This window comes from Kribbella sp. NPDC054772 (assembly GCF_053611945.1).
This window is the reverse complement of the sequence record NZ_JBSHBJ010000007.1, coordinates 26113-39817: the sequence shown is the minus strand read 5'-3', so window position 1 is coordinate 39817 and position 13705 is coordinate 26113. Positions and strand designations below refer to the sequence as shown.

12 protein-coding genes are annotated in these 13705 nt (G+C 67.9%); 8 read left to right on the top strand and 4 right to left on the bottom strand.

The window, feature by feature from the left end:
• Positions 1-65 precede the first annotated feature (65 nt).
• The 4 genes from ACWGID_RS13950 (at position 66) to ACWGID_RS13935 (ending at position 5363) form a co-directional block, all read left to right on the top strand.
• Entirely contained in the window at positions 66-848 is a 783-nt protein-coding gene (locus ACWGID_RS13950) for a GNAT family N-acetyltransferase (protein WP_452196832.1), read from the top strand.
• A complete protein-coding gene (locus tag ACWGID_RS13945; RefSeq protein ID WP_452196831.1) occupies positions 845-1381 on the top strand; it encodes a zeta toxin family protein in 537 nt (178 codons plus the stop codon). Before ACWGID_RS13950 ends, ACWGID_RS13945 begins: the two co-directional genes overlap by 4 nt.
• Complete coding sequence (locus tag ACWGID_RS13940) at positions 1378-3660, top strand: helicase-associated domain-containing protein (protein ID WP_452196830.1); 2283 nt, start codon at positions 1378-1380, stop codon at positions 3658-3660. Before ACWGID_RS13945 ends, ACWGID_RS13940 begins: the two co-directional genes overlap by 4 nt.
• 62 nt (positions 3661-3722) lie before the next feature.
• Complete coding sequence (locus ACWGID_RS13935) at positions 3723-5363, top strand: DNA repair helicase XPB (RefSeq protein WP_452196829.1); 1641 nt, start codon at positions 3723-3725, stop codon at positions 5361-5363.
• 109 nt (positions 5364-5472) lie between these two features.
• Here ACWGID_RS13935 and ACWGID_RS13930 read toward each other — a convergent pair whose 3' ends face one another.
• From ACWGID_RS13930 to ACWGID_RS13915, 4 genes are all read right to left on the bottom strand, one after another.
• Positions 5473-6333 carry a DUF559 domain-containing protein gene (locus ACWGID_RS13930; RefSeq protein WP_452196828.1) on the bottom strand — a complete coding sequence of 287 codons (861 nt, stop codon included), beginning with the start codon at positions 6331-6333 and terminating at the stop codon, positions 5473-5475.
• A 153-nt stretch (positions 6334-6486) separates the two neighbouring features.
• Positions 6487-7197, bottom strand: a complete 711-nt coding sequence (locus ACWGID_RS13925; RefSeq protein ID WP_452196827.1) for a FadR/GntR family transcriptional regulator — start codon at positions 7195-7197, stop codon at positions 6487-6489.
• 26 nt (positions 7198-7223) lie between these two features.
• Entirely contained in the window at positions 7224-8171 is a 948-nt protein-coding gene (locus ACWGID_RS13920) for a dihydrodipicolinate synthase family protein (protein WP_452196826.1), read from the bottom strand.
• Between the two features lie 14 nt (positions 8172-8185).
• Positions 8186-9250, bottom strand: a complete 1065-nt coding sequence (locus tag ACWGID_RS13915; RefSeq protein WP_452196825.1) for a sialidase family protein — start codon at positions 9248-9250, stop codon at positions 8186-8188.
• A gap of 48 nt (positions 9251-9298) precedes the next feature.
• On the opposite strand from ACWGID_RS13915, the gene ACWGID_RS13910 reads away from it, so the two are divergent.
• The 4 genes from ACWGID_RS13910 (at position 9299) to ACWGID_RS13895 (ending at position 13668) form a co-directional block, all read left to right on the top strand.
• Complete coding sequence (locus tag ACWGID_RS13910) at positions 9299-10921, top strand: extracellular solute-binding protein (RefSeq protein ID WP_452196824.1); 1623 nt, start codon at positions 9299-9301, stop codon at positions 10919-10921.
• A complete protein-coding gene (locus ACWGID_RS13905) occupies positions 10921-11865 on the top strand; it encodes an ABC transporter permease subunit (protein WP_452196823.1) in 945 nt (314 codons plus the stop codon). Before ACWGID_RS13910 ends, ACWGID_RS13905 begins: the two co-directional genes overlap by 1 nt.
• Positions 11862-12749 carry a carbohydrate ABC transporter permease gene (locus tag ACWGID_RS13900; RefSeq protein WP_452196822.1) on the top strand — a complete coding sequence of 296 codons (888 nt, stop codon included), beginning with the start codon at positions 11862-11864 and terminating at the stop codon, positions 12747-12749. The genes ACWGID_RS13905 and ACWGID_RS13900 overlap by 4 nt, the downstream gene beginning before the upstream one ends.
• Positions 12750-12879: 130 nt before the next feature.
• Positions 12880-13668, top strand: a complete 789-nt coding sequence (locus ACWGID_RS13895) for a phosphatase PAP2 family protein (protein WP_452196821.1) — start codon at positions 12880-12882, stop codon at positions 13666-13668.
• Positions 13669-13705 lie beyond the last annotated feature (37 nt).

Sequence of the window (13705 nt, the reverse complement as noted above, 5' to 3'; positions counted from 1 at the left end):
GCCGTTCGGCGCGTCTCGACATATCCACTGGCGTCGACCCGGTCCGGGTGGTTCACTGCCTCGCGATGATCAGCACAGTCGATGAGTACCTTCACAGCGTCCCTCTGTCCGGCGCGTTTCCCGAACAGGTCGGTCCGTTCACGCTGTTCCGTAGTACGACCGTCTGGCCGTACTACGCCCGCCCAGTACCCGGATCCGGCGCGACCATCGAGCCGAGTGACATCGAGCTGGTGCGGGCGCGGTGTGCCGAGCTGGAGATCCCGCTGAGCTTCGAGTGGGTCGTGGAGACCTGTCCGTCGCTGGGACCGGCTGCTGCCGCCGCAGGTCTGTCTGTGGTCGAGCACCCGCTGCTCGTGCTGCAGCGAGATGACTTCCGGCCCGCCCTGGCTGACGCGCGCTGCGAGATCCTGTCCGCTGACGAGGTCATGGTCCGGGAGGCGCGTGCGGTCGCCGGCCTCGCGTTCGGTGAGCCCGGCACGGCGGTCGGCACTGCTGGACCCACTGAGCGCGAAGTAGCAGCCGCAGCGGTACCGGACGACGTCGTAGCGACGCTGAGAGACCGGGTACTACAGGGCGTGGCAGTCACCGCCGGCGCGTTCACCGAGCAGGGCATGGTGGCCAGTGGGACCCACCAGCCGGTCAACTCGACCACTGAGATCGTCGGCGTCGGCACGCTGCCGTCCATGCGCCGTCGCGGCCTGGCAGCCGCAGTGACCTCCACACTGGTCGAGCACGCGCTCGCCAACGGAGTGGAGCTGGTGCTGCTGTCAGCCGAGTCCGACGCCGTCGCAGCCGTCTACGAGCGTGTCGGCTTCCATCGGATCGGGAGCGCCGGGGCAGCCGAGTGACCGGTACGCCGGCGACGCGACTCGTCGTACTGCGAGGGAACTCGGGCTCCGGCAAGTCGACGACCGCGAAGGCGCTGCGGGAACGACTCGGCCGCGGTACGGCGTGGGTAGAGCAGGACCACCTCCGGCGGATCCTGCTCCGCGAGCGCGACGTCCCCGGCGGGGTGAACATCGGGCTGATCGACACAACCGTCCGCTACGCCCTCGACCACGGGTACGACGTGGTGCTCGAGGGCATCCTGGACCACGGGCGGTACGGCGACATGCTGCGGCGGCTGACCGCCGACCATCGCGGGACGACGCTGCACTACTACTTCGACATCCCGTTCACGGAGACCGTCGTACGGCACGGGACGCGGGTGATGCCCGGGGTGGATCCGGACATGATGCGGGACTGGTACCGGGAGCACGACGTCCTGGACCGGATCGAGCAGACCGTGATCGGCCCGGACAGTCCGCTGGAAGAAACCCTGGGCCGGATCCTGACCGACCTTGGGGTGCAGACCGCCGGGGCCGTACCTTTGGAAGGATGAGCACCGCCGATCCGACCCGCCCCCGTACCCTCGCTGAGGCCTTGCGGACGTGGGACGACGCCGCGCTCGGCGAGCTGCTCCGGCGGCGGCCCGACCTGGCGCTGCCGATTCCCGCGGACACCGGCCAACTCGCCGCGCGGGCGACCAGCAACGCGTCCGCGGCGCGCGCGATCAACCGGCTGGACGAGTTCGGCGTGGACCTGCTCGAGTCGCTGTCCGCACTGCCCGAGCCGGTCGATCTGGAGACGTTGGCGCGCGGCGTCGACCAGCCGGAAGAGGTGGTCCGGCCGCGGGTCGACGAGCTGCTGGACCTCGCTTTGGTGTGGGGCGCCGCGGATGACCTCCGTCCGATCCGCGCGGTGCACGAACTGCTCGGACCGACGCCGGCTGGACTCGGTCCGGTGACCACGCGGCACTTCGGTGATCTGGACAAGCTGATCGAGCAGGCCGGTCCGGATGCGCGGGCAGTGCTGGACAAGCTGACCTGGGGTCCGCCGACCGGCTCGGTGGAGAAGGCGGAGCGTCCGGTGACGATCGCCTCGGCCCGTACTCCCGTGGAGCGGTTGCTCGCGCGCGGGCTCGTCGTACCCAAGGATCCGAACACCGTGGTGCTGCCGCGGCAGATCGGGCTGCATCTGCGGGGCGGGCGGGTACTGGCGTCGACTAGACCGGTGCCGCCGCCGTTGGACGGGAAGAAGGTGTCGGCGACGATCGCCGACCGGGCTGCCGCTGGTGCGGCGTTGGACCTGGTGCGGCTGGTTGACCGAGCTCTCGAGCAGCTGGGGACCGAGCCGCCGCCGGTGCTGCGTACTGGTGGGCTTGGCGTCCGTGAGCTCCGCAGTCTGGCCGGGAAGATCGGCGCGGAGGAGCAGACCGCCGCAGCAGTGCTGGAGATGGCGTACGCCGCCGGCCTGGTTGCTGCGGTCGAAGTCGGCACCAGTGAGCTGTGGCTGCCGACCAGTGCCTACGACGACTGGCTGGAGCTGGACCTGGCGCACCGGTGGGCTCAGCTCGTCGTTGCGTGGTTCAACGGACTCAGGGCGATCGGACTGATCGGCCGACGGGACAGCGGCGGCGGTACGGCGGCTGCTCGGGAGCGGCTGATCAACGCGCTGGCGCCGGACCTGGAGCGGTTGCTGGCACCGGAGATCCGGGTGCTGACGCTGCAGGCGCTGGCCGAAGCAGGTGCGGGTACTGCGCCGGCTCCGGAGACCGTGGTGACCTGGGTGGCGTGGCATCGGCCGCGGCGCGGTGGGCAGTTCCGGGACGACCTGGTGCAGTGGAGCGTGACCGAGGCCGCGCTGCTCGGGCTGACCGGACTGGGCTCGATGGCGAAGCACGCGCAGCCGTTGCTGGGTGCGGAGCCGACCGTTGACGAGTTGGCCGAGGCGATCAGCCCGTTGATGCCGGAGCCGGTGTCCGAGGTGCTGTTGCAGGCTGACCTCACCGCGATCGCTCCTGGACCGTTGGTGCGTGCCGTGCAGGACGAACTGTCCACGATGGCGGATGTCGAGTCCGACGGTGGCGCTGGGGTCTACCGGTTCAGTGACAGCTCGGTGCGGCGTGCGTTCGATCTCGGGCGGACCGCGGCGCAGTTGCACAGCTGGTTGGCGGAGCACTCGCGCACTCCCGTGCCGCAGCCGCTGGCGTACCTGATCGACGACGTTGCACGGCGCCACGGCGTACTGCGACTCGGGACCGCCTCGACGTACCTGCGGTGTGATGACGAGAACGTGCTGACCCAACTGCTGAACTCGAACATGCCCGGTGTGCGGTTCCGGCGGTTGGCGCCGACCGTGGTCGTGTCGCCGTCCCCACCGGACATGGTCCTGAGCCGGCTGCGGGACGCCGGGCTGGCGCCGCTGGCCGAGACCTTCGACGGGGCACTGCACGTGACCGGCGCGCCGCGACGTGGCGAGGCACCGCGGCGTCGTACCAGCCGGGACTTCAACGAGAGCGCGTTCGACCTGACCGACGACCAGGTGAAGGCAGTCATCGAGAAGGTCCGCGCCGGCGACCGCATCGCCGCCGAACGCCCCGACGACCAGGGCCTCGTCGAACCCGCCGCCCCCGCCGAGACGATCGCCGTCCTCACCAACGCCGCCGAGGCCCACACCCGCACCTGGATCGCGTACGTCGACCACAACGGCCACTCCTCCGAACGCATCGTCGAACCAGTCCGAGTAGCCGACGGCTGGCTAACCGCCTACGACGACACCGCCGACACCCCCCGCACCTACGCCCTCCACCGAATCTCCACAGCCCGCCCCGTCGACTAGGTCACCCGCTTATTTGCAGCACCAGGCACAATGGAGGGTCGGGGCGAGGTTAGGAGCTGCGGGTGACAGACGGTCCACTGATCGTGCAGTCGGACAAGACGTTGTTGTTGGAGACCGCGCATGCGGACGCGAACGACTGCCGGAAGGCGATTGCGCCGTTTGCGGAGTTGGAGCGGGCGCCGGAGCATGTGCACACCTACCGGCTGACGCCGCTGGGCCTGTGGAACGCGCGCGCGGCCGGGCACGACGCGGAGCAGGTGATCGACGTACTGCTGCGCTACAGCCGCTACCCGGTCCCGCACTCGCTGCTCGTCGACATCGCCGAGACCCTGGATCGGTACGGGCGTCTGCGGCTCGAGAAGCATCCGGAGCACGGGCTGGTGCTCGTGACGACCGACCGGCCGGTGCTGGAAGAGGTGCTGCGCAGCAACAAGGTGAAGCCGATGCTGGGCGCGCGGCTCGACGACGACACCGTCCTGGTGCACCCGTCGGAGCGCGGTCACCTCAAGCAGACCCTGCTGAAGCTCGGCTGGCCCGCCGAGGACCTGGCCGGGTACGTCGACGGCGAGGCGCACCAGATCGACCTGGTAACTGACGGCTGGGAGCTACGCCCGTACCAGGAGCAGGCGACCGACTCGTTCTGGCACGGCGGCTCCGGGGTCGTCGTACTCCCCTGTGGTGCCGGCAAGACGATCGTCGGCGCGGCCGCGATGGCACAGGCCTCCGCGACCACGCTGATCCTGGTCACCAACACGGTGTCCGCGCGGCAGTGGAAGGACGAGCTGCTGCGCCGCACCACGCTGACCGAGGAGGAGATCGGCGAGTACTCCGGTGCGCGCAAGGAGATCCGGCCGGTCACGATCGCGACGTACCAGGTGATGACGACGCGGCGGAAGGGTGTCTACACGCACCTGGAGCTGTTCGACGCCCGCGACTGGGGCCTGATCGTGTACGACGAGGTGCACCTGCTGCCCGCGCCGATCTTCCGGATGACCGCCGACCTGCAGACCCGCCGCCGGCTCGGTCTGACGGCGACGCTGGTCCGCGAGGACGGTCGCGAGGGTGACGTGTTCTCGCTGATCGGCCCGAAGCGGTACGACGCGCCGTGGAAGGACATCGAGGCGCAGGGCTGGATCGCGCCCGCGGACTGCATCGAGGTGCGGGTCGACCTGGAGCAGACCGAGCGGTTCGTGTACGCGACGGCCGAGCCCGAGGACCGCTACCGCCTGGCCGCGTCCACGCCGGCGAAGTCCCGGCTGGTACGACGGATCGCCGACCATCACGCCGGTGAACCGCTGCTCGTGATCGGTCAGTACATCGACCAGCTGGACGAGCTCGGCGAACGGTTGGAGTGCCCGGTGATCAAGGGCGAGACCACGGTCCGCGAACGCCAGCGCCTGTTCGACGCGTTCCGCCACGGCGAGATCACCCGCCTGGTGGTCAGCAAGGTCGCCAACTTCTCCATCGACCTGCCCGAGGCGTCGGTCGCCATCCAGGTCTCCGGCACCTTCGGCTCTCGCCAGGAAGAGGCCCAGCGCCTCGGCCGCGTCCTCCGCCCCAAGGGCGACGGCCGCACCGCCCGTTTCTACTCGATCGTCGCCCGAGACACCATCGACGCCGAGTTCGCCGCCCACCGCCAACGCTTCCTAGCCGAACAGGGCTACGCCTACACAATCGTGGACGCCGAGAACCTCTTCGCCTGAGGGATCGGCGGCTCGACAGGACGTGTCAGCTCGGTCGGCCCATCGTCACGCTCAACCGACCGAGCGCCGCGCCGCAGTGGGCGTATACGTACTGTCGAGCTGCCGGACTTCACCCGACGAGCCGCTGCGCGAGGGCCGCGCGGACGGTGGCAACAACCCAGGCCGGATCACCGATGATCTGCTCGTAGGTGAACCGGAGAACCAGCCAGCCCGCGGTGTTGAGCTCGTCGTACCGGTAGCAGTCGGCGGCGAAGTCCCGGCGCGAACCGTGGAACTCGAACCCCTCGGCCTCCAACGCCAACCGGGCGACCCGATGTCCGAGGTCGACTCGGGCATAGAACCCGTCGTGCGACACCAGGACCTGTGGCTCGAAGCCCTCGACGCCCGCGCTGATCAGGAGCGCCCGAAGGATCGACTCCAGAAAGCTGCCGGCCAACGGTGTGGCAGCGGTCGCGACCTGCCGAGCATTCGGGCAACCGGCACCCCGCATCGCAGATACCTCGGACAGTAGTTCCTCGGGAAGCAGGTGCCGGGTGGCGAGAGCAGCGTCGGCGACGGCCAGTGCCTCGGCGAACGGAAGCAAGCGCGAACAGTCGGCGACAGTACGGGACAAGGAAGTGATGCGGGCCTTTCGCTCGGTCGAACTGACTTCGGCCCAATGCATCACAGCAGGTGGGCCTGGTCGCGGACGGCGATGCGGCGGCAGGATCAGGTGTGGCTTCTCAGGTGCTGACAGTAAGGGAAGGCCGGAGGCCGCTGCCGCACTCATGTGCGAGAGGACACCGTCGTAAGCCAGTACCGCGACAGTTTCGGCCGGGAGGCCGGGAAGTCCGTAGATCCCCAGTGCGATCCGCTGGACGTCGCCGCGCGCGACGGCCTTCGCCACGGCGTGCCGGGTGACCAGGCCGGCCAAGTCGGAGGCGGTGGCCCAGCCGCCCCGGCGCAGCAGGATCTGATCGACCGATTCCATCCCGGGATGGTGCCTGAAAACGCCAGTTCACCGGTTTGGTTCATCCACAGGCGGCAGCTCGACAGGAGGTGTCCCTCCCAATCACTCATCTTCACGCTCAGCTGCCGCGCCGCGAGGCCGCAGTGGGCGTATACGTACTGTCGAGCTGCAGAGCTACGAGTCCAGGCGGGTGTGGATTCCGTTGAAGTGGGACTTCATGGAGTGGGCGTAGGTGTCGGGGTTGCCGGAGGTTAGGGCTTGGAGGAGGTCTCGGTGCCAGGCGGCGGCGTCGGAGGGGGTGTAGCGGGCGCCGGGGAGGCGGGCGTCGACCTGGGCGAACGTGCGCCAGAAGACTGACAGCAGGTCGATGACCAGGGCGTTGCCCAGGGGTTCGTAGAGCGCTTGGTGGAAGGCCCAGTCCTCGTCGGGGAAGTACTTGCCCTCGGCGGCCTTGGCTTCCATGCGTTCGACGATGGGCTCGAGCGTGTCGTAGCCGTGCTGTTTGAAGTGCTCGACCACATCGTCCGCCAGCCCGACCTCGATGGCCTGGCGGACCTCCAGGACGTTCTGTACGTCGCGGAGGTCGCCGGCCATCGACTGGGACATGCGGAACGCGAGACCGTCCTCGAGCGACTGCAGGTTCACCGCGCCGACGTACGTGCCGTACCCGTGCCGGATCTCGATGATGCCGACCGCCTGCAGCGCCTTCATCGCCTCGCGCAGCGGGTGCCGCCCGACGCCGAGCTGCGCCATCAGGTCCTGCTCGTTGGGCAGCGGGTCACCTGCCTTCAACCCGCGTTCCAGGATGTACGACTTGATCGCATCCCGGATAAAGGACTGATTCCCCGCCGCACCACGTGCCCGGCTGAGCCCACCCGTTGTCACTGCCGGCCTCCCTTGGTCAGGATCGCTCAGTGTAATCCGGCCCGGTCCAGTAGCGGTCGGACCGCGGCGATCTCCGTCTCACTCAAAGGAATACACGGGTACGCCGTGATCGGGCAGGCGATCACGCCGAGCAGGTACAACCCCGCCTTGAACGCACCCAGTGCGGACGAGCTGGCGCCCATTCGCGACCGGTCCGCCACGTTGATGATGTCGAACAGCCTGAACAGCCGATCCTGCTCCGCCCGTGCCGCTGCCGCGTCGCCGGCAACAGCTGCCGTGAACAACCGCACGTACCCGGCCGGGTCCACGTTCCCAAGACCAGGTACGACGCCGTCGACGCCGAACGCCAAAGAGGAGTCGACCGTCACCTCCGAGCCGGTCATCAGGGTGAACCCCTCCAGCCCGGCCTCACGTCGCGACAGCACCAGCTCGCGCAACGAGGTGTCCTGACCACTGGAGTCCTTCACGCCCGCGATGACCCCCTGCTCGCCGAGCGAGATCATCAGCGAGGCGGGCAGCTTCGTGCCGGCCCGCGGCGGAATGTCGTACGCGTAGATCGGCGTGTCACCAGCCAGCGAGTGCAGGCGCACGAAATGGCGTTCGATCTCGGCAGGGTGGGTGGCCGCATAGAACGGGGCAGTGGCGACCAGCCCGTCCACACCGGCCTTCAGAGCGGCGGACACGTGCGCAGCCACCCGATTGGTCGACGTGTCGATGACGCCGGCCAGCACCGGTACCTGCCCGGCCACCTCCGCGACAGTGGTCTCCAGCACGACCTGCCGCTGCTCGTCGGTCAGGAACGTGCCCTCCCCGGAGGTGCCGAGCACGAACACCCCGTTGACACCCCCGGTCAGCTGGTACTGGATCAGCCGCGCCAGCGATGCGGTGTCGACGTCGTACTCGGGCGTGAGCGGAGTGACGAGCGGCGGTACGACGCCAGTCAAACGGGCGGATTCACGGGCGGACGCGGTCAAGGGGTCTCCCAACCTCAGAGGGCGAATGTGGCAAAACGCAGGGTCGCGAAGGAGGACGTCTCACCGGCCTCGTAGAAGATGCCGACCGAGCCGTCGGGCAGCAGCGTCAGATCGGAGTACCCGGCCATGGCTTCGTGCACGACCAGAGCCGGCTTCCAGGACGCACCGGAGTCCGAGCTCACGAAGACGGTCAGCTCGCGCCGGCTGGACGGGTTGACCGGAGTGGACAGCAGCAGGCGCCCATCCGGTAGGCACAGCACGCTGCCCTGGATCCCCGGTGCGGTGATCTCGGGAATCCCGGCGTACGGCGCGTCGAGGGTCTGACCGCCGTCGGACGACCAGGCCTGCACGCGGGCCGGTCCGGTGCCCTGGTGGTTGCGGGCGTTGAAGTAGAGGCGTCCGTCGGGCAGCTCGGCCACGGTGGTCTCGTTGGCGTTGATCTCGGCGCCGTCATTGCGGTCCACGAAGCCGACCGACCAGGAAACGCCACCGTCGTCGCTGTAGATGCAGTGCCCACCGTTCAGCCGGATCAGGTCCTCCACGGGCTCCGCCGGCACAAACGAGTGATTGGCCGGTACGACGAGACGCCCGGAGCGCAGCGTGATGCCGTGACACGGGCCGGTGGCATACCAGCCCCAGTTCGCCTGCTTCACCTGCGCTGTGATCTCCGTAGTTGCGCTCCAGGTCGCACCGTCGTCCGACGAACGCTGGACGAACACGCGCCTGCCGTCGACCGGATCGGTCCCACGGGCCAGCGACATCTCGACCGCGTGCGCGCCGTTCTCCACGGTGATCAGCACGAAGTCACCGCTGGCCGGGTCGAACAGCGGCACCGGGTTCCCACAGGTCTTGCCGGCCGCGGCGGACACCACCTGCAGCGGCAGCCACGTCCGCCCGCCGTCGAGTGAGCGCCGCAGGACGACCTCGATCTCGCCCGCGTCGCCGGCGCCGTGCAGCCGGCCCTCGCAGAAGGCGAGCACCAGGTCTCCCCGCGCCAGGACCGAGGGGATGCGGAAGGTGTGGTAGTCGCTGCCGCCGGATTCGAAGACGGTTTCCAGCGCGCCGACTCTTGAAGACATAGGACGTACTATGTCATGGTGTGGCCCTCCGATGGAAGGTGAGGCCTCATGCCGGTCAGCAGAAGAACATTCCTCGGTGGCGGTCTGGCCGCCGCCGCTGTCGCGGTCACGGGTACGCCGCTGCTGGCGGGGTGCGCGTCGGACAAGAAGAACACCGCGGCCGCCAACGCGGCGGTGAAGCTGCCGACGTACACGAAGTACGGCGAGATCAAGCCGGACCTGCCCGGCACCGACGTGGTGCTGGACGGGTTCCTGAAGTACCCGGCGAACCCGGTGAAGGCGATCACCGAGGTGCCCGGCGACGGCAAGCCGATCACGTTCATGACGAACATCCCCGGCGCCATCCCGCCCGCGGCCGACAAGAACCAGTTCTGGCAGGAGCTCAACAAGCGCCTCGGCTCCGAGCTGCAGATCAGCATGGCGTCGAACGACGAGTACAAGGACAAGTTCGCGACCCGGATCGCCGGCGGCGACCTGCCGGACATCCTGAACATCCCGACCGACACGCCGCAGATCCCCGGTCTGGTGAAGTCCAAGTGCATGGACCTGACCGAGCACCTGTCCGGCGACGCGGTCAAGAAGTACCCGTTCCTGGCGAACCTCCCGGCCGAGTTCTGGAAGGGCTGCGTCTTCAACGGCGCGATCTACGGCGTCCCGGTACCGCGTGGCATGTCCCGGACGTCGCTCGCGCTGTACCGCGAGGACCTGCTCGCGGCGAAGGGCATCAAGGACCCGGCACCGAAGAACTTCCAGGAGTTCTTCGACCTGGCGAAGGAGATGACCGCCGCCAAGCAGAACAAGTGGGCCTGGACGCGGGTGCCGATGTCGACGATCCGGATGATGCTCGGGATCCCGAACGTCTGGAAGTCCGACGGCGGCAAGTTCACCTCGATGTACGAGCACGAGGCGCAGCAGCAGGCCCTCGAGGCCGGCCGCAAGATGGTCGCCGCCGGCGTGGTGAACCCGGACGCCTTCAACGACAAGGCGAGCGCCCGCAAGCAGTGGTTCAACGGTGGCACCGCCGCGTTCGACTACGACAGCTTCGTGGCCTGGAACCAGTACTACGCCGACAACACCGCCGGTGACGCGTTCGCGGTGAACATGCTCGACGTACCGGGTTTCGACGGCGGTGACGGTGCGCCGTGGATGGGTGCGGCGCTGAACAACGTCACGGCGTTCAACAAGGACACCAAGCACTCGCCCGAGACGCTGCTGAAGATCGCGAACTGGATGGCCGCGCCGTTCGGCACCGAGGAGTACATGTTCCGCAAGTACGGCGTCGCGGGCCGGCACTACACGTTGCAGGGCACGGACCCGATCCCGTCGAAGGTCGGCACCGTGGAGACCGGCATCGGCCTGCAGTACATCAGTGACTCGACACTGGCGCTGTACTGGGCCGGCAAGCCGGACGTCCCGCAGAAGCAGCACGCGATCCAGCAGAAGGTCGCCGAGCGGCTCGTGTACGACGCGTCGTACGGGCTGTACTCCGACACGGCGTCGAAGAAGCAGGCGCAGCTCAAGAAGACGCTGGACGACCTGGAGAACCAGATCGTGCAGGGCAAGAAGCCGGTGTCGGACTGGGCGGCCGCGGTACAGACCTGGAAGTCGTCCGGTGGCGACAAGATCCGCGCCGAACTCGAGCAGGCGCACGCCGACACGGCAGGGAAGTAATGCTGCAACGTTCCTCGAAGCGTCCGCAGCAGCAGCTGAGCCTCGGCCGGCGGCTGCTGCGGGACCGCGTACTGCTGCTGTTCGCCCTGCCGGGCGTCGCGCTGATCATCGTGTTCCACTACGTGCCGTTGCTCGGCAACGTGATCGCGTTCAAGGACTACCAGCCGTTCCTCGGGATCGGCGGCAGCGACTGGTCGGGCTGGGAGAACTTCGGTGTCATCTTCAACGGCGATCCGGCGTTCCTGCGGGCGTTGAAGAACACGCTGATCCTCACCAGCCTGCAGTCGATCTTCGTGTTCCCGGCGCCGATCCTGCTCGCACTGCTGCTGAACTCGTTGTTCTCCGAGCGGATCAAACGGATCGCGCAGAGCATCCTGTACCTGCCGCACTTCATGTCCTGGGTGATCGTTGTCGCGCTGTTCCAGCAGATGCTCGGCGGCAGTGGCCTGCTGAACAACTACCTGCGCTCGCACGACCTGTCGACGGTCCACATCATCGGGAACTCCGAACTGTTCCATGTGCTGCTGACGTCCCAGATCATCTGGAAGGACACCGGCTGGGCCACCATCCTGTTCCTGGCCGCGCTGTCCCAGATCGACTCGCAGCTGTACGAGGCGGCGAGCGTGGACGGCGCCAGCCGGATGCGGCAGCTCTGGCATGTCACGCTGCCCGGGCTGCGCGGGATCATCATCCTGCTGTTCATCCTGCGGCTCGGTGACTCACTGACCGTCGGGTTCGAGCAGATCGTCCTGCAGCAGCAGGCGGTCGGCAGAGACGTCAGCGAAGTACTGGACACCTACGTCTACAACAACGGCGTCCTCGGCGGGGCCTGGGGCGTGGCGGCCGCGGTCGGTCTGGTGAAGGGCGTCGTCGGCGTGATCCTCGTCCTGACCGCGAACAAGGTCGCCCACATCTTCGGCGAGCAAGGGGTGTACCAGCGATGAGCAGGAAGATCGTCCAAGGCGTCCCGATGCCGGGCTGGCCGATGCGGGTCTTCAAGGGCTTCGTACTGCTGGTCTTCTGCGCGGTCGTGATCGTCCCGTTCGTCGGGGTGATCTCGACCAGCGTGGCGCCGAACAAGCAGATCAACGAGTCCGGTGGGCTGGTGCTGTTCCCGAAGGCGGTCAGCTTCGCGGCGTACGAGTCGCTGTTCGCCGGTGGCGTGGTGACGCGGGCACTGTTCGTCAGCATCTTCGTGACGATCGTCGGCACGCTGCTCAGCCTGACCGTGTCGTGTCTGCTGGCCTACGCGTTGTCGCGGCCCACGTTCTCCGCCGGGCGGCCGATCCTGCTGGTCGTGTTGTTCAGCATGCTGTTCTCGCCCGGCATCATCCCGCTCTACCTGACGGTCAAGGGCGCCGGCCTGCTGGACAGCATCTGGGCGCTGATCGTCCCGACGATGATCAGCGCGTTCAACGTCGTCGTACTGCGGGCGTTCTTCATGAACCTGCCCACCGAGATCACGGAGAGCGCCCGGATCGACGGCGCCGGTGAGTTGAAGACGTTCTCGTACATCGTGCTGCCGCTGTCGAAGGCGGTGCTGTCGGTGATCGGCCTGTTCTACGCGGTGGCCTACTGGAACGCGTTCTTCTCCGCACTGCTCTACCTCAACGACTCCAAGCTCTGGCCGTTGCAGTTGGTACTGCGGACCTACGTCATCAACGACACGCAACTCGGCAGCGCTGAGCTCGGCACCGAGCTACTGCCACCGCAGGCGTCCATCCAGATGGCCATCCTGGTCGTTTCGATCGTTCCGATCCTGCTGATCTATCCGTTCCTGCAAAGGCATTTCGCGAAGGGCGTGCTGACCGGCGCCGTGAAGGGTTAGGCCGCGCGTCACGCCCTCGTCGCGGTGGGTTCGCGGTCGGGTCACAACGTGTCGACCGGGGGTTGCCCAGGGCAACGTCAGGGTTGCGCCTGGGCAAACCCTGCCGGAACTGCGAGTACCGTCGAACGGTATGGGGATACAGGCGCTGGAGCGGGTGGGGAACGGCGGGGAAGACCAGCAACGAGGGGTCCAGGTTTTCTGGAGGGTGGTACGGGAAGCGGTCCTGCTGGCCACCTTGTTCCTGGTCTACAGCGCAGGACGGCAGATCGCGGCCCGACATACCGGGCCGGCGTTCGACCATGCCCACCAGCTGTTGTCGTTCCAGAGCTGGCTGCATCTGCCGAACGAGGCGTCGATCCAGCACTGGGCGCTGCAGTTCCCGCATCTGATCGAGGGTGCGAACCTCTACTACGCGAGTGTGCACGCGCCGCTGACGGCCGCCGTACTGCTGTGGCTGAGCATCTGGCGGCCGAAGGCGTACGCGCACGTGCGCTGGACGCTGGTGTCGCTCACCGGGCTGGCCCTGATCGGTCACATCGCGTACCCGCTCGCGCCGCCGCGGATGATGCCGGGTTTCGTCGACACCGGCCTGAGGTTCGGCCAGTCCGTGTACGGCCCGGACCACTCCGGCGGTCCGGTGAACCAGTTCGCCGCGATGCCGAGCCTGCACGTCGGGTGGGCGGCGCTGATCGCGTTGTCGATGATCCTGATCACCCGGTCGCACTGGCGGTGGCTGTGGCTGCTGCACCCGATCATCACGTTCAGCGTGGTCGTGGTGACCGCCAATCACTACTGGCTGGACGGGATCGTCGCACTGGTCCTGCTGGCGGCCAGCCTGCCGTTCCTGCTCCGGCAGGGACTGCACGCCGACAGGCCGCAGCCGCGTAATTCGGTTCCACCGCGCAGGGTGCTCAAGTAACGTAGCCAGGCTTCCCCCACCCCCCGTGCTGCTGGAG